Origin of the sequence: Cytobacillus sp. FSL W7-1323 (assembly GCF_038595015.1) — a bacterium.
GTDB classification, from domain to species: Bacteria; Bacillota; Bacilli; order Bacillales; family Cytobacillaceae; genus Cytobacillus; species Cytobacillus kochii.
In genome coordinates this window covers 3,678,415-3,703,434 of record NZ_CP151998.1, presented here as the reverse complement: position 1 = coordinate 3,703,434, position 25,020 = coordinate 3,678,415, and the positions used below count along the sequence as shown (strand labels likewise).

Below are 25,020 nucleotides of genomic sequence, written 5' to 3'. Positions count from 1 at the left end.
GTTATAAAGAATATTTAAGGTGATGTCTCCTTGCCTTTATCTAAGAGAGATACTCGGTCATGCTGTGGGTTGAAAGAAACCTTAGACGCCCTGTCGTCAAGAGTGTGGTGAGAGGGGGGGTTAGATGCCCTGTTTTACTTTTAAAATATTTAATGTCTTTACATGTGTTGAGACTTGTATTAGTTCTAATCATTCACTGATGGTATAAGTCATTTGAAATCCTGAAGCAAGGGAGGGATGATATTGTGTCATACAGACTAAAGCTTATATTTTCGTTATTGATGGATGCAGTATTACTATTGAGTTCTTTTATATTTACGTATCTATTACTCCCAACTTCGATCTCATACAATCAAGCTATTATAATTTATAGTTTATCACTTCTATTTTATTATATCTTTGCTTATAAAGAGCAATTCTATGAGCAATTATGGTCCTATGCTAGTATTCGAGAATTTCTCATTATTCTCAGGCTTGTAGGAACGACAGTCTGTTTAACAATGATTACATACTACATGTTATTAAAAGCGTTTCTTCCACAATTTACAATCATTTATAGTTTAGTGTTGCTTATTATATTAACAAGTTCGAGATATGGCGTAAGAGTCTATCGAGAACAAATGCAAGAGTTAGCTATTAATAAGAAAAAAACATTAATTATTGGTGCTGGTTCAGCAGGAGGGATGCTTGCCAAACAATTGATGCAAGGACATGATCAATTAATTCCAGTCGGATTTATTGATGATGACTCTAGGAAGCAAGGCTTGTATTTAGCAGGCTTAAAGGTTTTAGGGAAGGTAGAACAATTAAGAGAGATTGTTCAGGAAATGGGTATAGAGCATTTAATCATTGCTATCCCTTCACTTAAAAAAGAAGAGCTCGAAATCATTTTTAATGAATGTACCAAAACGAATAGCAAGACACAAACACTACCCTTTATTGAAGATATTGTCATGGGAGAAGTAAAAGTCAATCATATACGAGATGTAAAGGTGGAAGATTTACTCGGAAGAGAGCCGATTCTCTTAGAGGACAATAGCATTTCGGAGTATATTGCCAATCAAACGGTACTTGTCTCTGGTGCAGGTGGTTCAATTGGTTCAGAGATTTGTCGACAGATTTTAATTTTTTCACCGAAGCGTTTGATTCTTCTCGGTCATGGAGAAAACAGCATTTATTCCATATTATTAGAACTGGTAGATATGAAAAGTGATAGCGAACTGATTCCTGTTATTGCTGATATTCAAGATAAAGAACGCATGATTCAAGTCATGAAAAAATATCAACCGGCAGTTGTTTATCATGCAGCCGCCCACAAGCATGTACCATTAATGGAAGAACATCCAGAGGAAGCAGTAAAAAATAATATAATTGGTACAAGGAATATGGCAGAGGCAGCTCATCAGTCACAAGTCAATGTATTTGTAATGGTGTCAACAGATAAAGCAGTAAATCCAACAAGTGTAATGGGCTCATCGAAGCGTCTTGCAGAAATGCTTGTTCAACAAATGAATAAAGTAAGTACAACTCGTTTTGTTGCGGTAAGGTTTGGCAATGTATTAGGTAGTAGAGGGAGTGTTATTCCCCTTTTTAAAAAGCAAATCGAAAAAGGGGGACCAATTACTGTCACGCACCCTGATATGGTGAGATATTTTATGACCATTCCTGAGGCGTCAAGGCTTGTGCTACAGGCAGGTGCACTAGCATTAGGTGGTGAGATATTTATTTTAGATATGGGTAAACCGGTAAGAATATATGATTTAGCAAAAAATTTAATTAAACTTTCCGGCTATACAACTCAGGAAATAAGTATTAAATTCACTGGTATTCGCCAAGGGGAGAAGTTATTTGAAGAACTATTGAATAAGGAAGAAATGGACGATCAGCAAATTTACCCACATATTTATATTGGGAAAAGCGCCACTCTTTATATTGAAGAGATTGAAAGTTTAATTGATTTATATCCTGTGATGAGTAAAGAGGAATTAAGAGAACGATTGTTAACCCTTGCAAACCGAAAAGAAACGCCAGAGAAACAGCAGGAAATTGCTAATATGTTATCACTATCTTAAGGAAGAAGGAGTGAGTAAGTATGAGGCAAGTAAGAAAAGCGATTATTCCAGCTGCCGGTTTAGGAACTAGATTTCTTCCTGCAACAAAAGCAATGCCAAAAGAAATGCTACCACTTGTCGATAAACCGGCAATTCAATACATTGTAGAAGAAGCAGTTGCTGCTGGTATTGAAGATATTATTATTGTTACAGGTAAAGGGAAAAGGGCAATAGAGGATCACTTTGATTATTCTTTTGAACTAGAACAAAATTTAATGAGCAAAGGTAAATTTGAATTATTATCAGAAGTGAAGAAGTCATCTCAACTGGCCAACCTTCATTATATCAGACAAAAAGAACCGCTTGGGTTAGGACATGCCATATGGTGTGCACGGAAGTTTATTGGCGATGAGCCGTTTGCGGTCTTGTTAGGTGACGATATTATTGAAGGATTTACGCCTTGCATAGCTCAAATGATAGAACAGTATGAAGAGCATAAAGGCACGATTCTCGGGGTGAAAAAAGTGAAAGACGAAGAAGTATCAAGGTATGGCATCATTGATGGTGAAATAGTGACGGAAAGACTTCATACGGTTCGTTCTTTAATTGAAAAGCCAGACCTTAATCAGGCACCATCTAATTTAGCTATCATGGGGCGATACATCCTACCACCGAGTATTTTTGATATTCTTTCATATCAAGAGCCAGGGAGGGGGAATGAAATTCAACTAACAGATGCGTTAGCTACTTTAAATCATAGTGAACCGATATTTGCATTCGAATTTCAAGGAGAGCGCTATGATGTTGGTGAGAGACTTGGTTATATTCAAACATCCATTGAATTTGCTTTAAAACGTGAGGATTTACAAGAGGAGCTGTTAGGTTTTCTACAAACGATAACAGAAAGATATCCAATCAAATGACAGCAAAGAAACTGCTATTAGTTGCCACAGTCGACTATCATTTCAAGGCATTTCATCTCCCCTTTATGCGACAACTATACGAACAAGGTTGGGAAATCCATATAGCGGCTAAAGGAGACTTAACCTTACCTTTTGTATCCAAACAGCATCGCCTCCCAATAGAAAGGCATCCGTTGAAAAAAGCCAATCTATATGCGTACAAGCAGTTGAAAAGCTTAATGGAGATTCATCAATACGATATTGTTCATTGCCATACACCCACTGGTGGATTACTTGGTAGATTGGCAACTTTTAGTTTGAAGAAGAAGCCATTACTATTTTATACTGCCCATGGATTTCATTTTTGCAAAGGTGCACCACTACTTAATTGGCTTATCTATTATCCTATTGAAAAAACCTTGGCGCGGAAAACGGACTGTTTAATTACGATTAATCAAGAAGATTATGCCTTAGCCACTAAGGCATTGAAAGCGAAGGAAATAGCTTTTATCCATGGAGTGGGCGTCAATGTAGCGCAATATCAGCCAATTGATAAGGAAATAAAGGAAAAACTAAGAGAAAAGCATCTGATTGAAAAAGAGGCTTTTTTATTTTTTTATGCAGCAGAGTTTAATCGAAACAAAAACCAAAGGCTTTTACTACAAGCGTTTAAGAAAATAGCGAAACAACACCCATCTAGCCAATTACTATTAGCAGGAGAAGGACCGCTGTTATCAGATTGTCAAAGGCTTGCTACTGAGCTTGGAATTGATCGTCAGGTAGTATTTCTCGGCTTTACAAATGAAGTGAAGGAATGGTTACAAATGAGTGATGTGGCTGTGGCTTCTAGTTTAAGGGAGGGCCTCCCAGTGAATATTTTGGAAGCAATGGCTTGTGGCCTACCCATTGTAGCTACTATGAATCGAGGGCATCATGAATTGATCAGGGACAGGCATAATGGATATCTTATAGCAGCGACTGATGTTCATCATTTCGCCGAAAAAATGGAGAGTCTTATACATTCTGAACAAGAGAGAGAGAGGTTCGCTAAAGCAAATAGGCAACTTATTAGCAAATATTCAACTGAAGTCGTCATGGAAGAATTAATGATCCTTTACGCTAAATACACGCAGGAGAAGAAAGATGAAAGCAATCATCAGCATTATCGTGCCTATATATAATATGGAAATGTATATTGAAAGATGTCTACATAGTTTGCTCACACAAACATTTAAAAGAATTGAAATTATTGCCGTCAATGATGGTTCAACCGATCAAACGGGGGACATTCTTTCAAAATTTCAAGAGAAGGATAAAAGGCTGAAGGTCTTCTACCAGGAGAATAAAGGTGTCTCCCAGGCCCGTAATTTTGGACTAAAGCACGCGGAAGGAGAGTATATTGGTTTTGTCGATCCTGATGACTGGGTTCACCAAGAGATGTATGAGGCATTATATGAAGCGCTTCAACGAGAGCAGGCAGATATCGCTATGTGCCGATACACACGAGCGTATCAACACTTTTCTAAGGAAAGATACTTCCATCACTTGAAAGAAAAAACCTATAGAGATCAAGCCTATAAAGAACAAATTGTCAGGCGATTAGTAGGTCCAATTAAGGAAGAAGTATCTGATCCTAGTATGCTTGATGCTATGGGAACCGTTTGGTCAAAGTTATACCGTAAAAATTTATTAACAAAACAACCTATCTTTTTTACAGATTTACATCATATTGGATCAAATGAGGATACCCTTTTCAATATGAAAGTGATGAGCCTAGCTGACTCTTTTGTTTATGTCGATCGGCCTTTATATCATTACTGGAAAGAAAATGAACATTCACAAACGAGTGAATATAAATCGGATTTATTTCAGCTTTGGCAACAACTTTATGATGAAATGAATCATTGCATAAAGGAATATTCATTCAGTCGTCATGCCCAATCAGCTTTAAATAATCGTATTTGCTTAAATATGATTGGTTTAGGCTTAAATATCCTTGCTTCTAAAAGCCAACTAACGATACGAGAAAAAATCAATGAAATAGATAACATATTAAGTGCACCTATTGTTAGAGAGGCTTTTAAAGCGTTGGATCTCAGCTACTTTCCATTCGTTTGGAGGGTATTTTTTGTTTGTGCCCGTTCACGTTCAGCTAGCAGTGTCTACTATATGCTTATGATGATTGATAAATTAAGAAAAAAACGCTGGGGGGGGTAGGTCATAATGGAATTAAGAGTGTTGCAAGTGGTAACGATTATGAATCGTGGTGGGTTAGAGACCATGTTAATGAATTATTATCGTCGGCTTAGGCATGTTGGCATTCAATTTGACTTCATTGTCCATCGGCAGGAAGAAGGTCATTATGACAAGGAAATTAAGAGGCTAGGTGGTCGTATATTTCATATGCCATCCATTCGCCCAGGCAATTACCAAAAATACTTTAAACAATTGGACACCTTTTTTGCCGAACACGCATATTATCGAATTGTACATGCTCATTTAAACGAAAACAGTAGTTTTGTTATGCGTGCAGCATATGATGCTGGAGTGCCGTGTCGGATTGCGCATAGCCATTTGAGCGATTTACATATAGATTTTAAATGGCCGTTTCGCAAGTATGCAAGATTATGCATGAAGGAATATCCTAATTATTACTTTGCATGTTCAGAACGTGCTGGGGAATGGTTATTTACATCATCATCTAAGAACAAGGTAATTGTTTTACCTAACGCAGTAAATGTGAGTCAATATCTTTATCATTTGCCAGAGCGAAAGCGGATAAGAAGAGAATTGGGCGTGGATGATTCTTTTGTAATTGGTCATATTGGGCGCTTTAATTATCAGAAAAATCATGATTTCATCATAGATATTTTCCAATCTATATCTGATAAAAGAAAAGACGCTGTTTTAATTTTAGCTGGAGATGGTGACTTAATGCCACAAATAAAGAAAAAAGTTCACAAGCTAGGGCTAGAACAACAAGTGAAATTTTTAGGTGTTAGAGAAGATATTCCTTCGCTTTTGCAATCCTTGGACGTCTTTTTATTCCCTTCTCATTTTGAAGGTTTACCTGTAGTTTTAATTGAAGCACAAGCTGCAGGTCTCAGTTGCCTTGTCTCTGATACGATAACGGCAGAAGTGAATCTGACGAATAGGGTAACATTTGTGAGCTTATCTAGAAAGGCTTCTGAATGGGCAGATAAACTGTTGCAATTAGATAACCAACATAAGGATACCTCTACGGAGTTAAAAGTAGCTGGTTATGATATCGAGACCACGAGTCAGTGGTTATCTACCTTTTATAACGAATATAACGATACTAAACATCATGCAAGCGGGACGAGATAAGATGAAACCAATATTAACAATCTTTACCCCTACCTATAACCGTGCTTACACCCTACATTTAGGCTATGAAAGTTTAAAGAAACAAACATGTCAATCCTTTGTGTGGTTAATCATTGATGATGGTTCGAATGATGGAACAAGGTCATTGGTTCAAGGGTGGATAGAAGAGGGAATCATTTCTATTCGCTACCATTACCAGGAAAATTCAGGTATGCATGGGGCACATAATACAGCCTATGAGTTAATCGAAACAGAATTGAATGTGTGCATTGATTCTGACGATTATATGCCAGTGGATGCGGTACAGAAAATCATTACTTATTGGAACCAATTTGGGAGTGAGGAGGTAGCTGGAATTGTCGGGCTTGATGCCTATCAAAATGGGGATATCATAGGGACCGAATTACCCGCTGATTTGTCTACTTGTACTCTAGGGGAATTGTATGGTGTTCATAAAGTGAAGGGTGATAAGAAGCTTGTCTATCGAACAGCATTGACAAAAACGACCCCTGCTTATCCGATTTTCTCAGGAGAAAAGTATTACCCATTAAGCTATAAGTATATTTTTATTGATCAGTTAAAACCGTTATTACTTCTCAATGAAGTATTATGCCATGTCGAATATTTACCAGACGGATCGAGTTTAAATATGCTTAATCAATATTATAAAAACCCGAAAGGTTTTGCATTCTTTCGTCAAACAGCAATGATCCATGCTCCATCATTGAAAGAAAAATTAAGAGAATGTATACATTATGTTTCTAGTTGTTTATTAAGTCGAAAGAAACACTTCATTCAAGCGTCACCTTTAAAAGGAATGACATTTGTTGCGCTACCATTTGGATATCTACTTTCATTTTATGTACGCTATGAGCAACGAAAGAGGAATGCCATGGGAAGTGACCAGTAATCATGACTGTTTTTTGGATGTGTTTATTCGCAAGTTTTAGTGTTGCTTTAATAGCTAGATACTTTTCTAGACCTGTACTTGTAGGGGATTCAGTTCAGACTGTTTATCCTAATAAACTGATGATTACTTGTGTTGCTTTCATTCTTATTGCTGTTTCAGGGGCAAGAACCAATATTGGCGATACTTTTTTTTATATGCATGCATATGAAGTCAATGATTTTAGCTGGGCAACAATAGTAGAGGGAAAGGATATTGGCTTCGGATTATTACAAATGGTTCTGAAGTTTTATACTGATGACCCGCAAGTGTTAATTTTCGTTGTCTCGTTATTGACGAACAGTTTAATAGTATTTGTTCTCGCACACTATGCAAGATTATTTGAGTTGAGTATTTATATTTATATAACTGGTGGTTTATTTTTAGTTACGATGAATGGTATTCGCCAATGCTTAGCAGCGGCGATAGTATTTGCGGCAACAAAGTTCCTTATAAATGGGAATTGGCCTGTGTACTTTTTATTTGTTATCCTTGCTTCTTCAATTCATCAAAGTGCGCTCATTTTATTACCTATTTACTTTTTTGTACGTTATAAGGCTTGGTCGAAAGCGACGTTGATATTACTTCTGATAGCCGTTCTTATTGTTGTCGGCTTTAATGAGTTTTCGACACTCCTTTTTTCAGCGATAGAAGATACACAATATGGGCAATATGCAGAATTCCAAGAAGGAGGAGCAAATATTTTACGCGTGGCTGTGGAAGCAACCCCTTTATTCATCGCTTATCTTGGGCGAGAGAAGTTAAGGACTATCTTTCCTAAAAGTGATTTTATTGTGAATATGGCACTAGTTGGTTTAGTATTTATGATTATTTCTACACAAAACTGGATTTTTGCGCGATTTTCTATCTATTTTAGTCTTTATCAATTGATTCTTGTTGCTTGGATAGTCAAATTATTTCAACCAAAGGATCAACGCTTTATTTATTATTGTATCCTTGTGCTATATTTTTTCTATTATTTTTATGAAACAGTCATTAGTTTAAATATTCAGTACCAAAGTGATTGGTTAGGATAACGAGAGAAAGAGGGGAAAAAAATGAGTGTTCTCGTCACCGGTGGAGCAGGGTATATTGGCAGTCACACATGTGTCTCTTTATTAAACCGTGGTATGGATGTCATTATTCTTGATGACTTTTCCAACAGTAATCAAAAAGTGGTGCAGCGGATTGAGCATATGACGAAGAAAGAGGTAAAGTACTATTCGATTGATTTAAAGGATAAAGACGCAGTTCATTCTGTCTTTGCTGATAATGAAATCGAGGCAGTGATTCATTTTGCAGGGTATAAAGCAGTTGGAGAATCAGTTGTTAATCCACTTTCCTATTATGATAATAATCTCATTTCCACGATTTACTTATTGCAAGTAATGAAACAGTTTAACGTAAAAAAACTGGTGTTTAGCTCTTCAGCGACTGTTTATGGTAGACCAAAGCAGGTACCGATTGCGGAGAATGCTCATCTATCGGCAACTAATCCATATGGCAGAACAAAACTAATAATCGAAGATATGTTGAGAGATATTTATGCATCCGATAATGATTGGGCGATTACATGCTTACGTTATTTTAATCCAATCGGTGCCCATCCAAGTGGAAATTTAGGCGAAGATCCACGAGGTATCCCTAATAACCTCATGCCTTATATTACCCAAGTAGCTATTGGTAAACGACCGGTATTACAAATATTCGGCGATGGCTTTTCTACTAAAGATGGTACAGGAGTAAGAGATTATATCCATGTAATGGATTTAGCTGAGGGACATATCTGTGCACTAGAACAATTAAAAAAGGTAACCGGTTTTAATTTTTATAATTTAGGTACAGGGAAAGGCTATAGTGTTTTAGAAATTGTCCAAACTTTTGAGAGAGTAAATCATGTGAATATACCGTATATCATTACGGATGCCCGTATGGGTGATATCCCTATTAGTTATGCTGATCCAACAGCTGCTGCGACGGGGTTAGGTTGGAAGGCTCAAAGAGGATTAGAGGAAATGTGTATAGACGCCTGGCGTTGGCAGAAAAATAACCCCACTGGATATAGTGATAAGAAAAATCCGCACTTAATGCAAAGTGGGGCTTTTTCTTTTTCTTAATAAGATGTCGGAACCCGTATAAGAAGAGGAAGGAAATGAAAAGATTATTTGATTTTATTAGCGCATGTTTACTGCTTCTTTTATTTGCACCTGTAATGGCAATTATATCTACCGTTTTGCTTATCAACGGATCGTCCATTTTTTTCAGACAAGAAAGACCTGGACTTAATGGATCATCCTTTCGCTTATATAAATTTTGTACAATGACTGATGAAACAAATGAGCAAGGTCATCTGTTACCAGATGAGAAAAGATTGACCAAAATCGGTAATAAGTTAAGAAAATATAGTTTGGATGAATTACCACAACTGCTTAATGTCTTAAAAGGTGAAATGAGTTTGGTTGGACCTCGTCCGTTACTAATAGATTATTTACCATTATATTCACCAGAACAAGCAAGAAGACATTGTGTCAAACCTGGAATCACAGGCTGGGCACAAGTAAATGGCCGCAATGCGATTAGTTGGGAAGAAAAATTAAAAATGGATGTATGGTATGTCGATCATCAACATTTTTTACTAGACTTAAAAATTCTTTTTCTTACGATTAGTAAGGTCATCCGTTCAGAAGGAATTAATCAGCCAGGTGCTGCCACAACTGAAGTGTTTAAGGGAAGCCAAATAAAAATGAAAGAGTGACATAAATGGATATTGCATTAATTGGTTATGGCGGGCATAGCAAAGTAATCTTTGACATTATTACAATGCAAAAAAATAAAGTGGTTGGTATTTTTGATGATAAGCATCGCTCATTAAAAATGAAAGGGAATGCGTTTTTAGCACCGATTGATTATGTGCATGATGTCCTAAAAATCAACCCTAATATGCGGTTTGTTATCTCTATAGGCAATAATAAAATCCGCAAGCAAATGTTCGAAAGGCTAGCTTTACCAATAGAATACTACACCACTTGTATCCATCCTTCTGCTTGTATTAGTCCGAGCGCAATAATTGGTAAAGGAACCGTCATCATGCCGCAGACGGTTATTAATGCGGATGCGGTGATTGGTCATCATACAATCATTAATACAGGAGCAGTGATTGAACATGATAATGAAATTGGTGATTATGTGCACATCTCCCCGCGTTCAACTTTAACTGGATCAGTAAAAGTTGAAGAGGGGGTGCATCTCGGTTCTGCTTCTGTTGTCATTCCACAAGTAACATTAGGAAAATGGTCTGTCATAGGGGCAGGTTCGACAGTGATTCATTCAATACCAGAGCGAGTAATGGCAGTGGGATTACCCGCACAAGCAAAGAAAATATTGAAATGGAGTGATGACATTGACTGAGCGTATTTATTTATCGCCTCCCCATTTGACTGGTGAAGAAATTCATTATGTACAATCCGCATTTACGGATAATTGGGTGGCACCCGTCGGTCCTCATATCGATTTGTTCGAACAAGAAATGTCAACACTTGTGAATGTCCAATCTTGCTTAGCGGTGAACTCGGGTACTGCTGCCATTCACCTCTCATTATTAGCACTTGGTATTAGCTCTCTAGACACCGTTTTTTGTTCTACATTTACATTTGTAGCTACGGCTAATCCTATTCTTTATATTGGGGCAAAACCGGTATTCATTGATTCAGAACCCGAAACTTGGAATATGTCTCCTGATGCGTTAGAAAGAGCTCTAAAGGAAGCGAGTGCAAATGGAAATTTACCAAAAGCGGTAATTGTCGTTCATTTATATGGGCAACCTGCCAAAATGGATGAATTGCTAATGATTTGTCAACGTTATGGTGTGCCTTTAATTGAAGATGCTGCTGAATCTCTCGGTTCTACATACAAGGAGAAGCCAACCGGCACAATCGGCAGTTATGGTATTTACTCATTTAATGGTAATAAAATCATTACTACTTCTGGAGGGGGGATGCTCGTTTCCAATCATAAAGAAGGTGTGGAGTATGCTTCGTTTTTAGCCACACAGGCAAAAGATATAGCACTACATTACCAGCATAGCCAAATCGGGTTTAATTATCGTATGAGTAATATCGCTGCCGGTATTGGTAGAGCCCAATTGACCTATCTGGAAAAGAGAATAAATGCACGTCGGAAAATTTTTCAGCGTTATGAAGAAGGGCTTCAAGGATTGGAAGGCATTTCATTTTTACCTGAGCTTCCGGGAACCTATTCCAATAGATGGCTAACTACTATATTGATTGATAGTGAGACAATTGGTGTAACTGTCGAGGAGCTAATTTTCGCTCTTAGGAATGAGAATATAGAGGCTCGTCCAGTATGGAAACCATTACATCTACAACCGTTATTTCAAGGTTATAGTTTTTATCCACATGATGTCGAGCACGAATCTATCTCTGAAATGATATTCGAAAAAGGAATTTGTTTACCTTCAGGATCTGATTTGACAATTGAGCAACAAAACAGAGTGATACATTGTATTCAAACAACCATTACCTCAAATCTTCATCTGCATCCATATTTATTAGGATAGGTGGCAGAGAATGATTGGAAAGAATATTGCAAAACTACGTAAACAAAAAGGATTAACATTAACAGAACTAGCCGAACGAGCGGGCGTAGCGAAGTCATATCTTAGTAATATTGAAAGGGAGGTCCATCAAAATCCTTCTATTCAAGTCATTGAAAAAATTATTTTCGTACTCGGTGTTGAAATAGAAGAAGTCATCAGAGGCGTTTATATCACGGAGCAAAATAGACAATGGCAAATACTTATTAAGGAAATGCGAGAGTTAGGTATTGAAAAAGATCAGATGGAGACAGTTAAACAAAGAATTTATGAAGTAAAGAATAAATAACTCAGTTTTAAGAAAAGGAAGAGAGCGCTGGAATGATGGAGAAGATACCAAGAATTATTCATTATTGTTGGTTTGGTGGCGGGGAAAAGCCAGAGTTAATGAAACAGTGTATAAGGTCCTGGGAAGAACATCTCCCTCATTATGAGCTAAAACAATGGGATGAAAGCAATGTTGATGTAACATGTAATGCTTATGTACACGAAGCGTATCAAGCGAAAAAATATGCTTTTGTGAGTGATTATTTTAGAATGTATGCTTTGTATACAGAAGGTGGGGTTTATCTTGATACAGATGTCGAGGTTTATCAATCTTTTGATCGTTTCCTTCATTATCCATCCTTTTGGGGATTTGAAGAAGGCAATTATATTGCAACAAGCACGATTGGTGCCAGTAAGGGGCATCCGCTTATCCAGTATTTTTTAGAATCCTATCAATCTAATCATTTTATCAATGATGACGGGACTTTTAACGAATGGACAAATGTTGCCGCCATAACAGAAGAAATGAAGAAAAAAGGGGTTATATGTAACGGACAAAAGCAAGTGATAGAAGAAATGGGAGTAATATTCGAGCAAACAATTTTCTCCCCATATGATTATATTAATTGTCGCGACCTGCAATCAGATGAAACAGTAACGAAGCATCATTTTTATCAGAGTTGGTTGCCTCCTCATGTATTAGTTAAACGAATCGTGAAAAGGAATATAGTCAAATTGATTGGCGGAGAAAAATTAGCTAATTTACGTAAGAAGTTTTCGGGAGTGAGGTCATGAGCCGAATATTCATTGCTACATATGATATGGAAATTGGTGGGGTAGAAAGAAGTTTATTACAATTATTGAAACAACTTAACTACGAAAAGTATGAGGTGGATCTATTATTATATCGTCATCAAGGCGATTTTTTTCATCTGCTTCCTAAACAAGTGCATTTGTTGCAAGAGTTTTCAAGTATGGCTACATTTCGTCAGTCCATTATTGAAACAATCCAAAAGAAGCATATGCTATTGGCTTCTGTAAGACTACTAGCCAAATGGCAAACACAATGGAAAAGCCTGCACGCACGTGATGAAGAGTGGGGTTACTATCAGATGCAGCAAATCGGTAAATATTCATCACCCTTCCTTCCTACAATGGATAAAACTTACGATGTGGCTATTAGTTATTTATGGCCCCACCATTTTGTAGCCTATAAAGTAAAGGCTAAAAAGAAGATTGCTTGGATTCATACTGACTTTTCCTCTCTTCATATTGATACGAATGAAGATGAAAAAGTTTGGCGGTTATTTGATCATATTATCGCAGTTTCTGATGCTTGTAGAGAAGCATTTCTTACCGTTTATCCACAGTTAGCCAATAAGGTGATGGTGATGGAAAATCTGATATCGCCGACATTTATACAAGAATTGTCTGAGGAAATAGTCGAAAATCCTATTCTCTTAGATCATCGTTTTACTATTGTTACAGTTGCTAGACTCTCAAAAGCAAAAGGAATAGATATTGCCATACAGGCGATGAAAATAGTTAAAGAAAAAGGTTATCACGACATTGTGTGGTATGTGATTGGTTTTGGTGGAGATGAAAAAGAACTGACACAACTCATTCAAGCTTGTAATTTAGAAAGTCAGTTTATATTACTTGGTAAAAAGGTCAACCCTTATCCATTTATGAAGGCATGTGACCTCTATGTTCAACCCTCTCGTTATGAAGGGAAAGCCGTTACAGTAAGTGAAGCGCAAATACTAGCAAAGCCAGTACTACTTATGAATTATCCTACAGCAAAAAGCCAAATTCGTGTTGGAGTGGATGGTTATATCGCTGGCAACAATCCAGAAGAATTAGCTTCAAGCATTATTCAGCTATATGAACATCCGGAGGAAAGGGAGAGGTTGAGCAAGAATTGTCAACGAACGAACTTTAGTAATGAAGCCGAGCTCGAAAAATTACATGCTATTTGTGAATGAAAAAGGGGGATAGGGCCATTGGAACAACCGAAAGTAAGTGTCGTCATCCCCGTTTATAACGCAGCCGATTATTTGGAAGAATGTATTCAATCTTTACTTACGCAAAGTTTACAACAATGTGAATTTATCTTCGTCAATGACGGGTCTAGTGACCACAGTCAACAACTCATTGAAGCTTATCAAGAAAAAGATTATCGCATTAAACTTTTGAATCAAGAAAACCACGGGGTCAGCTATGCGAGGAATAAGGGGGTTGAAATAGCTAAAGGTGAATACATCGGATTTATAGATGCTGATGATACAATAACAGAAAATACTTATCAGCACGTATATCAGCTTGCTAATCAATTCGATAGTGAGGTCGTTATATTTCACTTAGTTGAAGAGGTCAATGGCATTCAAAGAGTGATTAGCTATCCCTTTCCAAGGCGGGTAAAATTACATAAAAATGACATTCATGAGTTTATCATTCCACACATGTTACAAAAAGAAGATTTTAATAGTGTGTGTAACAAGTTATATAGAAGAGAAACATTGAATAAACTTCGGCTGCAATTTCCGATAAACGAGGTGCTTGGGGAAGATGGACAATTTAATTGGTCCTTTTTTTTATGTGCGAATTCAGCGATTTATAGCGATTTTCCTGGTTATTATTATCGTGAAGTAGCAGGCAGTGCGACAAGAAATCTCCAAGAAAAAGATTACTTTTCTCATGCGTTACGCTCTTATCAGCGTAGTATACCAGGTCGGATTGAAATGAGTAGCCCTCAAATCAAGACACTAAAGGCTATGAAGCTGCTTCATCAAGTGTTAGCTTATATTCACATCTATATTTTACCTACAAATGAATTAAGTAAAAAAGAAAGAAGGCAATATGTACAAACAATGATTCATCATCCAGTTGTTCAAGAAGCTTTACGACTCTACCCGGTAGAAAAGGTAAGAATGCTCGGCAGATATGACCGCTTCTTAATGAAGTGTATAAAGCATCAATCGCTTCTTGGTTTATATAGTGCAACTGCATATAGTAGGTGGCGAAATAGAAAAAAAGGGGAGGTTCATTCATGAAAATACTGATGTTTGCCCATGGAGGAAGTGAGAATCGCGGTTGTGAGGCGATTGTACGATCAACGTCAACTATGCTCAAAGAAAAAGTGGAAGATGTGGCTGTTTTTCTTTCATCTTATCAACCTGAAACAGATCAACATATACAACAGCTAGATGGAATCTTTGATGGTTCAGAAACAATTATAAGGAAATATTCAACAGATTGGTGGAGAGCTGCGATTCGGAATAAACTCTTTCAAGACGAAACATACGCCTTGCAAAAAACGCAACAAAAAACGATTAATCAAATTGATGTGGCTGACATTTGTCTTTCAATTGGCGGAGATAATTACTGTTATGGTGAACAGCCCGGTTGGTATGAAGTTGATAAAATGGTCAAAAAGAAAGGGAAAAAATTAGTATTATGGGGGTGTTCGATCGGAGAGGAAGATATGTCGGCAAGAAAGCTAGCAGATCTCAAAACATTTGATTTAATTTTGGCTCGAGAGACATATACGTACCAAATGTTAAAAAAGAGAGGCATTCATCATGTGACACTTTGTGGTGATCCTGCATTTACACTAGAGAAAGAAGAAGTAGACCTGCCCATTGGTTGGAAAGATGGGGATACGATTGGCTTAAATATCAGTCCACTTTTAGTTAGCAAGAATCAAGGTAGTAAACAAGCTGTCTCTCATTTAATTGAATATATTTTAGAAAATACCGAATCTGTCATCGCGCTCACACCACATGTCATGCAAAAGGGGAATAATGATTATGATTTATTACAAGAGTACTATCAAAAATATAAAAGTTCAAGAAGAGTCATATTGCTACCAGCGGATTTAAACGCATTACAGTATAAAGGGTATATTGCAAAAATGCGTTTTTTCATTGGCGCAAGAACACATGCAACGATTGCAGCCTATTCCAGTTTTGTCCCGACCCTCGTTTTAGGCTATAGTGTGAAGTCAAGAGGTATCGCCTATGACTTATTCAATAGTGAAAGATTTGTAGTTTCGATTGAGGAAGTGTCAAATAGTAATAAACTGATTCAATATTTTGGTGAAATGGTAGATCAAGAAGCCCAGATTAAAGAACAATTGCTAAAAGTCATCCCCATTATACAAAACCGTTCGTATGAAGCCGTGCATTCTTTAAAGGAATTGCTAGGATAATGAAAAAACAACTATTATTTATTATCCCTAGTTTAGCAGCAGGTGGAGGAGAAAAAAGCTTGATCAATCTTCTATCACAAATCGATTATGACCAGTATGAGGTGGATGTTTTTCTTTTTGCCAAAAAAGGTGTATTTCTATCGTTTCTACCTCCTCAAGTGTCTGTGCTAAATCACTCCGTAGATTTTGAACATTTCTCTTTACCAGTCCATTCAGCTATATGGGCTCTAGCCAAGAGACGCAGATGGAAGCTCGTGTATAACCGTCTATTATACTTTTTAGCTAATAGAAGAATAGGAAATACAGCTCAAAAAGAACAGTATGCCTGGAAATATTTAAAACAAGCATGTCCACAACTAGTCAAAACGTACGATGCAGCGATCGGATTTTTAGAGAAATCTTCAACCTATTTTTGTGTGGAGAAAGTAAATGCGAAACAGAAAATTGGGTGGGTACATATTGATTACAATGAAATGGGTATGGATGCAACATACGATCATACTTATTTTAAAGAAATGTCCACTATTGTCACAGTCTCTCATGAATGTGCACGCGTGTTTATCGAACAGTTTCCTTCATTGAAATATAAAGTAAACGTGATTCATAACATTGTGTCACCAACAATCATTTACGAAATGTCACGTCAGTCCATACCGTTACAAAAGCAAATGTTTACGTTACTAACCATTGGCCGTTTGCATCCGCAAAAAGGTCTAGATATGGCAATTGAGGCTTGTAGCCGTTTAGTACGAAAAGGAATGAAACTGAAATGGTACATTATTGGCGAGGGGCAAGAAAGAACCAAATTGGAAAGATTGATTAGAATTCATCAACTAGAGGAACACTTCATTTTGCTTGGACAACAAGCGAACCCCTATCCTTGGCTCGATGTAGCTGATATTTATGTACAGCCATCAAGGTTTGAAGGTAAGGCAATTGCTATAGACGAGGCAAAAATACTGCACAAACCGATTGTCGTAACAAACTATACGACAGCAAAAGATCAAATTATAGATAGAGTTACGGGACTCATCGTAGATTTAAACGTGGATGGGATCGAAAAGGGAATTAGCTTATTAATGAAAGATGATGCTTTAAGAGAACAGTTAACAGTCAATTTAAGCGGGCACTCTTATGGAACAGAATCTGAAATAGACAAGTTTTATCAAATCGTATAGAGGGGTATAAGCATGAAAACAAAACTACTCTTTGTGATGAATAACCTCCAATGTGGCGGTGCAGAAAAGGCACTTATCTCATTATTACATGCCATTGACTATAAAAGATATGAGGTGGACTTGCTGTTATTTAAAAAGGAAGGTGTATTTTTGAATATCGTGCCAAATGAAGTAACCATTTTAAATGAACAAGAGGAATTTCGTTACTTTGATGGCAGAGTCATCGATAATGTGTTAAAAGCTATTTCATCTCGAAGGTTTGATCTCGCCATTTCTCGTATAAGGGCAGCCCGTATTTTTAGAACGGAAAATAATGGAGCTGTTTGTGAACAAAAAGTGTGGAAATATATATCCCCATGCTTATCTAGTGTAAAAAAAGAATATGATGTTGCCATAGGATTCTTAGAAAAGAATCCTATTTATTTTTGTCTAGAAAAAGTAAAAGCAAAGAGGAAAATAGGGTTTATCCATAATGATTATAAACAAATGGGCATGGATAAAACGTTGGACTCTCCATACTTTCAGCAGTTGGACGGTATTATGACAGTGTCAGATTCCTGTGCCGAAGTATTACGTCAACAATTTCCAGAATATCAACAGAAAATAAAAGTCATACAAAATATCTTATCTAAATCGACTATTCAAACGTTGTCTATGAATGAGATGCCTTTACCATTTCCAGGATTGAAGCTTTTATCTATTGGACGATTACATCGACAAAAAGGTTTTGACTTAGCTTTAGAGACAGCTGCGTTACTGAAGAAAAAAGGTGTACCCTTTAAATGGCTCATCTTAGGAGAAGGTAGCGAAAGGGAGAATTTAATCCAGTTATCTACAAAGTATCAATTAGAAGAAGAAGTGAGATTTATCGGAATAAAGGAGAATCCTTATCCATATATTCGGTGGGCAGATATATATATTCAGCCTTCGCGCTTTGAAGGAAAGTCAGTTGCTGTTGAGGAAGCCAAAATATTGTACAAGCCAGTGATTGTCACAAACTATAGCACAGCAGGCGATCAAATTAATCATGGACAGACGGGGCTAATCGCAAATATGACAGCAGAATCACTTGCAGAAACGATTGTACAATTATTTGCAGATGAATCTTTACAGCATCAGTTAATGGAGGGACTAGGGAAAGAGAAACTTGGAACAGAAGACGAAATCAAGCGTTTTTACCAATATATAAAAGTAGGGTAGGCGAATCTTTAATGATTATATGGCCGTTAGCCTTTTTCATACTGATTTTGGTTGGAGCAATCGGTTTGGATTTATTTCTTATATTTAAAACTTGGTTTTCACGGATTCATTTTGGCAAATATGAAAATGAACGCGATTGGGAGAAACCTATCATCACTACAGTCGCTCGTTGGTTAAAGCGAACACCGAAAGTACCTTTAACCGACCAAAGGCGTTGGGTGGCTTTAGATATCATCAAAGGACAATATACAAGAGGCGAGATCCAATATTGGCAAGAGGCAGCTTTGTTAATGGCATTACCATCACCCCAGTTTATTTCAGAAGTCGATCGTTTTATCAATAAGAAAATCACTCCCTCTGGTGAATGGAAAACATGTCCACAACAGATAGATGGTGCAATCTTAGCTTATGCAATCCTTAAAAATAATCGGTTAAATGGTGAGTGTTATCAGCAAGCAATGGATGAAATGTGGCAAGTGATTCAAGCACATATTGGGAAGGATGGAACCGTCATGTATAGAAAGTCAATGGTAGACTATCGGTACGTCGATACGATTGGTTTTATTTGCCCTTTTCTGATTACTTACGGTGTGAAAAATAATAAGCCGGAATGCATTGACCTTGCGATTCATCAAATAGAATCCTTTTTTACTTATGGGATGAGTAGTCAGATGGCAGTACCCGCTCATGCTTATCATATAAAATCAAAGGTGGGGACTGGACTATATGGATGGGGACGAGGAATGGCATGGTTAGCGCTAGGCGTGATTGATTCGTGGAAGGAGTTACCGAATCATCATCATTATAAACATGAATTAGAGTTAAGGATAACACAATTGGCAAAAGTCATTTTGAGTCTACAGCAAGACTCTGGTTCCTGGAGTTGGTTAATGACTAGAAAAGAAGCGAGAGCGGACTCTTCGACAACGGCGACATTAGGATATTTCTTAGCTCATGCTGCTTATATCGAGGAGATTGCGGATCAGTGTTGCCAAGGTAGAGATAAAGCTATTCATTATTTGATGAAGGTAACGAGAAGGACGGGAGCGATTGACTTCTCACAAGGAGACACAAAGGATATTGGCGTTTATTCCCAATTGTTTGATATCCTGCCGTTTACGCAAGGGATGTCGCTAAGGTTATTGGCAGAGAAAAGGAGATATCAGGAGACAAAGAAAGATAGACAAGCTGTGAGCTAATGGGTGTGAACAAAGAAAGTGAGAAGGGGACAAAATGAGATCACGCTACTCTCTAATTAATATAACAGCAGGTTTAACCAATCAGTTGATTATTACCATGTTAAGCTTCTTATCAAGAACAATTTTTATCCAAACATTAGGTGTAGAATATTTAGGGATTAATGGTTTGTTTACGAATCTTTTAGCGATGCTTACGCTCGCTGAAGCAGGACTAGGTGCTAGCATTATGTACAGTTTATATAAGCCTGTTGCGGACAATGATTATATGAAGATCCGCATTCTTATGAAATTTTATCGTCAAGCGTATATGGTTATTGCAGCAATTGTCTTCGTACTCGGTTTATTGCTTTTTCCGTTCCTTGATTTTTTTGTAAAAGGGGCGAATATTGAGGATGTAGAACTCATTTACTTTATCTTTTTGCTTAATACAGTTGCTCCCTATTTTTACATTCATAAAAATTCATTTCTGAATGTCGCACAGCGTGGTTATATTGTTACAGCTGTTTACACAGTTTCATCGATAGTAACGGCCGTAATGAAAATAGCTATTTTATCTTATACTCAAAATTATTTACTTTATTTAATAATTGATAGTGTTATTACAATTGCCAATTCCATTATCCTTGCTGTGATGGTCAATCGAATGTACCCATATTTGCGCGAGAAGGTGGAGGGTAAATTAGATGAAATAACAAAGGGACAAATCACTACCAACGTGAAGGCGATTGTTATTCAAAACATAGGGAATTATTTATTATTCGGGACAGAGCATCTTCTGATTGCATCCTTTGTTAGCTTAGTGGCTGTTGGAATTTATTCGAATTATAAAATGGTCATTGATATTGCTCGTACGTTTATTAACCAGGTATTTAGTAATGTGTATCATAGTGTTGGCAATCTCGTGGCTAATGAATCAATGGTGAAGATCATAGCGATTTATAAATGTTATCGTCTAGTAAATTTTTGGCTGTATTCTTCGTTAACCATTGTATTGGCATTTACATTGGAGCCGTTTATAAGAATCTGGTTAGGAAGCGACTTCTTGTTTTATCAAGAAGCGTTACTCGTCATTCTATTATTGACGTTCTATGAACGTGGCATGCGAAATTCTATATCAGCAATAAAAACAACAGCGGGTTTATTTCGAGAAGATCAATATGCACCGCTATTACAAGCAGGAATCAGCTTAATATTTGCACTTGTCCTTGTACAATTTCTAGGGATTACTGGCATATTTTTAGGGCATTTCCTTAGTGCTCTTTTCGTTCCTTTTTGGTTTACCCCCTATGTGGTCTATAAAAAATTGTTTAAGCTACCAGTAAGACAATATTTTACTTCTTATTTGTCTCTTATGTTGATAGGATTGGTAGCTTATTTATTAACGAAAATCATTCTTATGCAGTTTTCTCCTGTCAGTTTTTCTACTTTTCTTATTTACTTATTTGTAAGTTTAGTGCTGCCTAATTTATTATATATAATCGTATTTTACCGAACGGACGAATTCCAATATATTTTAAAAATGGTTTTGACTATACTAAGACGCTTGCAAGCGAAGAGAAGAGATAGAATGCTCTCTTCTTAGCAGCAATATTTTAGGTGATTCTTGTCTAGTCCTAGACGTGATATTGGATTTTTAAATAGTAGTATTCTGGTAAGTGTGAACTTGATAGGATCCATTCTCATGTTCTTTACCAGTGGTAAAACCGGCACCATCGGTAAATATATTTCTGGCGAGAATGGATTCTGCCTGCGTACTAAAGTCATTGGTGATTGCGCCTTTACCCATAAAAATATTATTATAAATTCTAAAGTTTTGTGTTCTTCCCCATGCCTTCATTGTTGACATAGTAAATTCGTTTTCATAAATAGCTAAACTGCTACCAGCACTTAAGATAATACCTAGAGGCGAAGTAAAACGGTTATACCTAACAACATCCAACGCCATTGCATCCCAGCCATCTTCCCAATCAATGTCACAGCCTGGTGTTCGTCCTTTATTATTAACAAATGTATTTCCTTCAATTAACCATTCTTGACCACCACACATCGCAAGTCCTGTGCTGGTGTTTTCTTCAAAATGACAGTTTTTAATTTTACATTGTCTTGGCATGCCAATGGTACGAAGAAAAGCGACTGCGCCATTAAAGTCGGTATCGCCATCTGCAGGGGGGGCTTCTTGATAAATGACAATTTTGACCCATTTTGCCGCTTGTGGCTTATCATAATTGTAAAATTGTAGATTATAAGTTTGGGAAGAAATGAATAGGTGATTTTCATCGTAAAAGTATATAGAATACAGTCTGGATCGTAAATAACGGAACCCTTGATAACCTTGAGTGTAACCTAACAAATAATAACTACCCAGTCCTGAAATATTTAAATAGGTAGATGAGCGAAAACGATGATTGTTTATTTCTGCACGCGCATTCCCTTGATCATCTATATCTCCTGGTTCAAAATGTGACCAGCTAACAACCGTATCACTTTTCACTTCTCCGAGCTCACGGTTATGAATTGTTCCAGTGATGAAATTAAATCCTGGTGATTGATTAAACGTACATGACTCAAAGGAGACATTTTTACAATCATCAATGAGCACACTCAGGCAACCTTCAGTAGATTCTGCAACAGTTGTATCGTTTCTTTCGCCATAAATATGGGCGTTTAAGAGTTTGGTATTTTCAAGATTAGTAAAATAGAACATTCTGTACCCAGTTTTTGTCTTTTCACTTGCTTCAATTTGAATCTTACTATCACTGAAATCAATGATGATATTAGTCGGAGGAAACAATGTTCTAACAGTTGGATTAATTAAATAATGGCCGTAGGGGAAAATGACTTTTTTATATGGGCCCAGTAAGGCATCATCAAATGCTGCTTGAATCCCGTTAGTAGTTGCGAGAGCGTTTGTTTCATCCAAATGTATATCATATTGTTCTGCATTCACATACAAAATGTCGGCTTCCTCAATCGGTTGCTCCGCTCGTTCAGATACAGTCAAAGTAAAGCTTGCAGCAATTGTTTTACTACTATCATAAGCAGTAATAGTCGTTGTACCGCTCGTAAGTGCTTCAACCACTCCATATTGTACTGTGGCGATATGAATATTTTCACTTTCCCAGAAGACAATATTATCATTTAGCACATCAAAAGGTAATCCTTCTGATAATGCAGTCGCCATCAATACAGTCGCTTCACCAACAACCATCGTTTCCTTCTTCTTATTAATAACAATCTCGGTGATCGTCCGATTAGATGGGGGGAGAGAGGGAGATAATTGCACATCTATAGGAATAGTTGTCGTAAAGCTCTGTTCTTCGTAGGCAGCCATTACATTTACGGACGTCGTCCCTGCGGTTAATGCCTTTATACGGCCTCTGTTATCTACTTCTACTATTTGTTCATTATTACTTTGAAAATCAAGGGTGAGGTCTGAAGTGTATTGACTTGGAATGGCTTCAATAAATAACTTTTGGCTTTCACCAATGGCTAAAGAGATGGTTTGTGGTAACGCAGAAATGCCAATTAATTGTTCTGTTTGCTGATAATAGTCATAATTGTTTTTTACTTCCTCATCCGTTAATGCGCGATTATAAATTGCAAAAGCCACAATGATTTCAGGTGCTTGATTGTGTGCGACAAAGTCCTTTCTTAATTGAAGTGGTGATTGAATAAGCGCATTTACGGTACTAGCAAAATCATTAGGTACAGGTCTTGGACCATTATCATTGATTGCATCATTGATAAAGAGACTTGCTGTTTGATCGGTATTAAATCTGAGTGTAAAGAGATTAATCGCATGTGAATCAATAGGGTTTAGCCAATCCTGATAACTTTTCTTTTGTCCTTGTTCATCTTTAAACCAATATGAATTAATTGCTCTTGTGTTTTGCTGTCCTGTTGTAGTCAAATACGGAATAAATACATCTGAGCGTGCAGCTGTGAATTTCCCATCTACTGTTTTCCAGTGCGATCCATTTGTGTTGAAGCTGGCCATTTGGATAGTTAATCCATTTTCAAAAGTAATGAGTTGATTCAGTGGGGAGGCATTTGTCGGTATTTCTACATAATCCTCGCGATTGACTAATAAACCTTGATCTGTCACATAACCATCGCTCACTCCATCATGTGAAAGACCTATTAAGGAAGCAACGACCCCATGAATCGTATCACTAATAGAATTATTCGTTTCCCCGGAACGGTTGGTAAAGTCATAATGAAGAATAATACCCTCAGTTTGAATGCCAATTTTTTGATATAAGGCAGATTGTAGCGCACTCTTGTTTCCAGTATTATCTATTGCGTAAGCCTGTAAGGTTGTGGTTTCAGTAATTATAAATGGACCTGAATAAACCGGGCTTGTTGAAGTGGGTTCGTCTCCATTTAAAGTATAATAGATCGTCGCTGGTTCACTTGAAGTAATAGTAATTTCGTGTGATTGTGAAAAAAAGCCACTAGGTGTCACCGTTAAAGTAGGTGGTGTTTCGTCTAATTCTAAGGTAGTTACGGTAATGCTAACCCCTGTAGAGGTTTGACCTGCTTCATTTTTTGCTTGTACGGTAAAAGTATAAAAGGTGGATGGGGACAAGTTTGCTAAAGTGACAGAAGGATTGACGACATTCTCTCTAAATTGGTCATTTTGAGAAATGTCATAAGAGGTAATTCCATCATGATAAAGAGGTGGGTCCCATTGTAACGTAACGCTAGTAGCAGTTACTTGATGAATCATTAAGTTTTCTACATTTCTTGGAGGTGATTCAGGCTCAGGTTTGAGTTCGTCATTATTTAACCAAGAACTTACATAACATCTAAAAGGGACAGATGATTGCACAGAGAGCGTGTTAAACGGAGCAAAGTTTCCCTCGAATGTTTCATTTGCCCTAACGGTAATCGTGATGTTGTGAATGTTAAATGACAACGAAGTGGTTGGATGTAAATTTGTTATTCTTAAACGAATCATCGCGGTATCGTAATTCTTAATCGTTGGTGCATTATTCTCGAAATAATCTTTGATAATAAAAATCACTTTTTCTCGCCTCCTTTTCTAGATAGGTTATCTTATGCGCGTACTGTCGCTTTTTTACTATATATTTGTGTTTAATAGTAC

At 37.1% G+C, this 25,020-nt stretch carries 21 protein-coding genes; 20 read left to right on the top strand and 1 reads right to left on the bottom strand.

Features of this window, described 5'->3' with window-relative positions:
- Positions 1–245: 245 nt before the first annotated feature.
- From MKX67_RS18760 to MKX67_RS18665, 20 genes are read left to right on the top strand one after another with little or no spacing between them, the layout of a single operon-like run.
- Positions 246–2,072, top strand: coding sequence for a nucleoside-diphosphate sugar epimerase/dehydratase (locus MKX67_RS18760; protein WP_095372096.1), 1,827 nt, complete (start codon positions 246–248; stop codon positions 2,070–2,072).
- A 20-nt stretch (positions 2,073–2,092) separates the two neighbouring features.
- The gene (gene galU / locus MKX67_RS18755; protein ID WP_095372097.1) at positions 2,093–2,974 is read left to right on the top strand and encodes a UTP--glucose-1-phosphate uridylyltransferase GalU; all 882 of its coding nucleotides are present in this window, start codon (positions 2,093–2,095) and stop codon (positions 2,972–2,974) included.
- Positions 2,971–4,134 (top strand): glycosyltransferase family 4 protein, encoded by a 1,164-nt coding sequence (locus MKX67_RS18750; RefSeq protein ID WP_095372098.1) that lies wholly within the window; start codon positions 2,971–2,973, stop codon positions 4,132–4,134. Before galU ends, MKX67_RS18750 begins: the two co-directional genes overlap by 4 nt.
- Entirely contained in the window at positions 4,097–5,170 is a 1,074-nt protein-coding gene (locus tag MKX67_RS18745; protein ID WP_095372099.1) for a glycosyltransferase family 2 protein, read from the top strand. Before MKX67_RS18750 ends, MKX67_RS18745 begins: the two co-directional genes overlap by 38 nt.
- Positions 5,171–5,176: 6 nt before the next feature.
- Positions 5,177–6,301, top strand: coding sequence for a glycosyltransferase family 1 protein (locus tag MKX67_RS18740; protein ID WP_233435205.1), 1,125 nt, complete (start codon positions 5,177–5,179; stop codon positions 6,299–6,301).
- A gap of 1 nt (position 6,302) precedes the next feature.
- Positions 6,303–7,211 (top strand): glycosyltransferase family A protein, encoded by a 909-nt coding sequence (locus tag MKX67_RS18735; protein ID WP_095372101.1) that lies wholly within the window; start codon positions 6,303–6,305, stop codon positions 7,209–7,211.
- A gap of 2 nt (positions 7,212–7,213) precedes the next feature.
- A complete protein-coding gene (locus tag MKX67_RS18730; RefSeq protein ID WP_095372102.1) occupies positions 7,214–8,284 on the top strand; it encodes an EpsG family protein in 1,071 nt (356 codons plus the stop codon).
- A 21-nt stretch (positions 8,285–8,305) separates the two neighbouring features.
- Positions 8,306–9,364, top strand: a complete 1,059-nt coding sequence (galE, locus tag MKX67_RS18725; protein ID WP_322910403.1) for a UDP-glucose 4-epimerase GalE — start codon at positions 8,306–8,308, stop codon at positions 9,362–9,364.
- A 35-nt stretch (positions 9,365–9,399) separates the two neighbouring features.
- Positions 9,400–10,002: a sugar transferase gene (locus tag MKX67_RS18720; protein ID WP_322910402.1), complete on the top strand. Its 603-nt coding sequence runs from the start codon at positions 9,400–9,402 to the stop codon at positions 10,000–10,002.
- Between the two features lie 5 nt (positions 10,003–10,007).
- Positions 10,008–10,655: an acetyltransferase gene (locus MKX67_RS18715; protein WP_322910401.1), complete on the top strand. Its 648-nt coding sequence runs from the start codon at positions 10,008–10,010 to the stop codon at positions 10,653–10,655.
- On the top strand, positions 10,642–11,823 hold the full coding sequence (locus MKX67_RS18710; protein WP_322910400.1) for an aminotransferase class I/II-fold pyridoxal phosphate-dependent enzyme: 1,182 nt from the start codon (positions 10,642–10,644) through the stop codon (positions 11,821–11,823). The genes MKX67_RS18715 and MKX67_RS18710 overlap by 14 nt, the downstream gene beginning before the upstream one ends.
- A 10-nt stretch (positions 11,824–11,833) precedes the next feature.
- Positions 11,834–12,148, top strand: a complete 315-nt coding sequence (locus MKX67_RS18705; RefSeq protein WP_095372106.1) for a helix-turn-helix transcriptional regulator — start codon at positions 11,834–11,836, stop codon at positions 12,146–12,148.
- Between the two features lie 35 nt (positions 12,149–12,183).
- Positions 12,184–12,921 carry a glycosyltransferase gene (locus tag MKX67_RS18700; protein WP_342489292.1) on the top strand — a complete coding sequence of 246 codons (738 nt, stop codon included), beginning with the start codon at positions 12,184–12,186 and terminating at the stop codon, positions 12,919–12,921.
- Entirely contained in the window at positions 12,918–14,111 is a 1,194-nt protein-coding gene (locus MKX67_RS18695; RefSeq protein ID WP_328197434.1) for a glycosyltransferase, read from the top strand. The genes MKX67_RS18700 and MKX67_RS18695 overlap by 4 nt, the downstream gene beginning before the upstream one ends.
- Before the next feature lie 18 nt (positions 14,112–14,129).
- Positions 14,130–15,179: a glycosyltransferase family 2 protein gene (locus MKX67_RS18690; protein WP_342488580.1), complete on the top strand. Its 1,050-nt coding sequence runs from the start codon at positions 14,130–14,132 to the stop codon at positions 15,177–15,179.
- Positions 15,176–16,336 (top strand): polysaccharide pyruvyl transferase family protein, encoded by a 1,161-nt coding sequence (locus MKX67_RS18685; RefSeq protein ID WP_095372109.1) that lies wholly within the window; start codon positions 15,176–15,178, stop codon positions 16,334–16,336. Before MKX67_RS18690 ends, MKX67_RS18685 begins: the two co-directional genes overlap by 4 nt.
- Positions 16,336–17,514, top strand: a complete 1,179-nt coding sequence (locus tag MKX67_RS18680; protein ID WP_095372110.1) for a glycosyltransferase — start codon at positions 16,336–16,338, stop codon at positions 17,512–17,514. The genes MKX67_RS18685 and MKX67_RS18680 overlap by 1 nt, the downstream gene beginning before the upstream one ends.
- 12 nt (positions 17,515–17,526) lie before the next feature.
- Positions 17,527–18,714 (top strand): glycosyltransferase, encoded by a 1,188-nt coding sequence (locus MKX67_RS18675; RefSeq protein ID WP_095372111.1) that lies wholly within the window; start codon positions 17,527–17,529, stop codon positions 18,712–18,714.
- A gap of 11 nt (positions 18,715–18,725) precedes the next feature.
- Positions 18,726–19,913: a glycoside hydrolase family 88 protein gene (locus tag MKX67_RS18670; protein ID WP_322910396.1), complete on the top strand. Its 1,188-nt coding sequence runs from the start codon at positions 18,726–18,728 to the stop codon at positions 19,911–19,913.
- Between the two features lie 34 nt (positions 19,914–19,947).
- Positions 19,948–21,495: an oligosaccharide flippase family protein gene (locus MKX67_RS18665; protein ID WP_095372113.1), complete on the top strand. Its 1,548-nt coding sequence runs from the start codon at positions 19,948–19,950 to the stop codon at positions 21,493–21,495.
- A 51-nt stretch (positions 21,496–21,546) separates the two neighbouring features.
- Here the strand turns inward: MKX67_RS18665 and MKX67_RS18660 are convergent, their stop codons facing one another.
- Complete coding sequence (locus tag MKX67_RS18660; RefSeq protein WP_342488579.1) at positions 21,547–24,939, bottom strand: chitobiase/beta-hexosaminidase C-terminal domain-containing protein; 3,393 nt, start codon at positions 24,937–24,939, stop codon at positions 21,547–21,549.
- Positions 24,940–25,020 lie beyond the last annotated feature (81 nt).

Coding starts and splice junctions, on each gene's coding strand:
- galU (WP_095372097.1), top strand. CDS start 2,093: ATGAGGCAAGTAAGAAAAGCGATTATTCCAGCTGCCGGTTTAGGAACT.
- MKX67_RS18750 (WP_095372098.1), top strand. CDS start 2,971: ATGACAGCAAAGAAACTGCTATTAGTTGCCACAGTCGACTATCATTTC.
- MKX67_RS18745 (WP_095372099.1), top strand. CDS start 4,097: ATGAAAGCAATCATCAGCATTATCGTGCCTATATATAATATGGAAATG.
- MKX67_RS18740 (WP_233435205.1), top strand. CDS start 5,177: ATGGAATTAAGAGTGTTGCAAGTGGTAACGATTATGAATCGTGGTGGG.
- MKX67_RS18735 (WP_095372101.1), top strand. CDS start 6,303: ATGAAACCAATATTAACAATCTTTACCCCTACCTATAACCGTGCTTAC.
- MKX67_RS18730 (WP_095372102.1), top strand. CDS start 7,214: ATGACTGTTTTTTGGATGTGTTTATTCGCAAGTTTTAGTGTTGCTTTA.
- galE (WP_322910403.1), top strand. CDS start 8,306: ATGAGTGTTCTCGTCACCGGTGGAGCAGGGTATATTGGCAGTCACACA.
- MKX67_RS18720 (WP_322910402.1), top strand. CDS start 9,400: ATGAAAAGATTATTTGATTTTATTAGCGCATGTTTACTGCTTCTTTTA.
- MKX67_RS18715 (WP_322910401.1), top strand. CDS start 10,008: ATGGATATTGCATTAATTGGTTATGGCGGGCATAGCAAAGTAATCTTT.
- MKX67_RS18710 (WP_322910400.1), top strand. CDS start 10,642: ATGACATTGACTGAGCGTATTTATTTATCGCCTCCCCATTTGACTGGT.
- MKX67_RS18705 (WP_095372106.1), top strand. CDS start 11,834: ATGATTGGAAAGAATATTGCAAAACTACGTAAACAAAAAGGATTAACA.
- MKX67_RS18700 (WP_342489292.1), top strand. CDS start 12,184: ATGGAGAAGATACCAAGAATTATTCATTATTGTTGGTTTGGTGGCGGG.
- MKX67_RS18695 (WP_328197434.1), top strand. CDS start 12,918: ATGAGCCGAATATTCATTGCTACATATGATATGGAAATTGGTGGGGTA.
- MKX67_RS18685 (WP_095372109.1), top strand. CDS start 15,176: ATGAAAATACTGATGTTTGCCCATGGAGGAAGTGAGAATCGCGGTTGT.
- MKX67_RS18680 (WP_095372110.1), top strand. CDS start 16,336: ATGAAAAAACAACTATTATTTATTATCCCTAGTTTAGCAGCAGGTGGA.
- MKX67_RS18675 (WP_095372111.1), top strand. CDS start 17,527: ATGAAAACAAAACTACTCTTTGTGATGAATAACCTCCAATGTGGCGGT.
- MKX67_RS18670 (WP_322910396.1), top strand. CDS start 18,726: ATGATTATATGGCCGTTAGCCTTTTTCATACTGATTTTGGTTGGAGCA.
- MKX67_RS18665 (WP_095372113.1), top strand. CDS start 19,948: ATGAGATCACGCTACTCTCTAATTAATATAACAGCAGGTTTAACCAAT.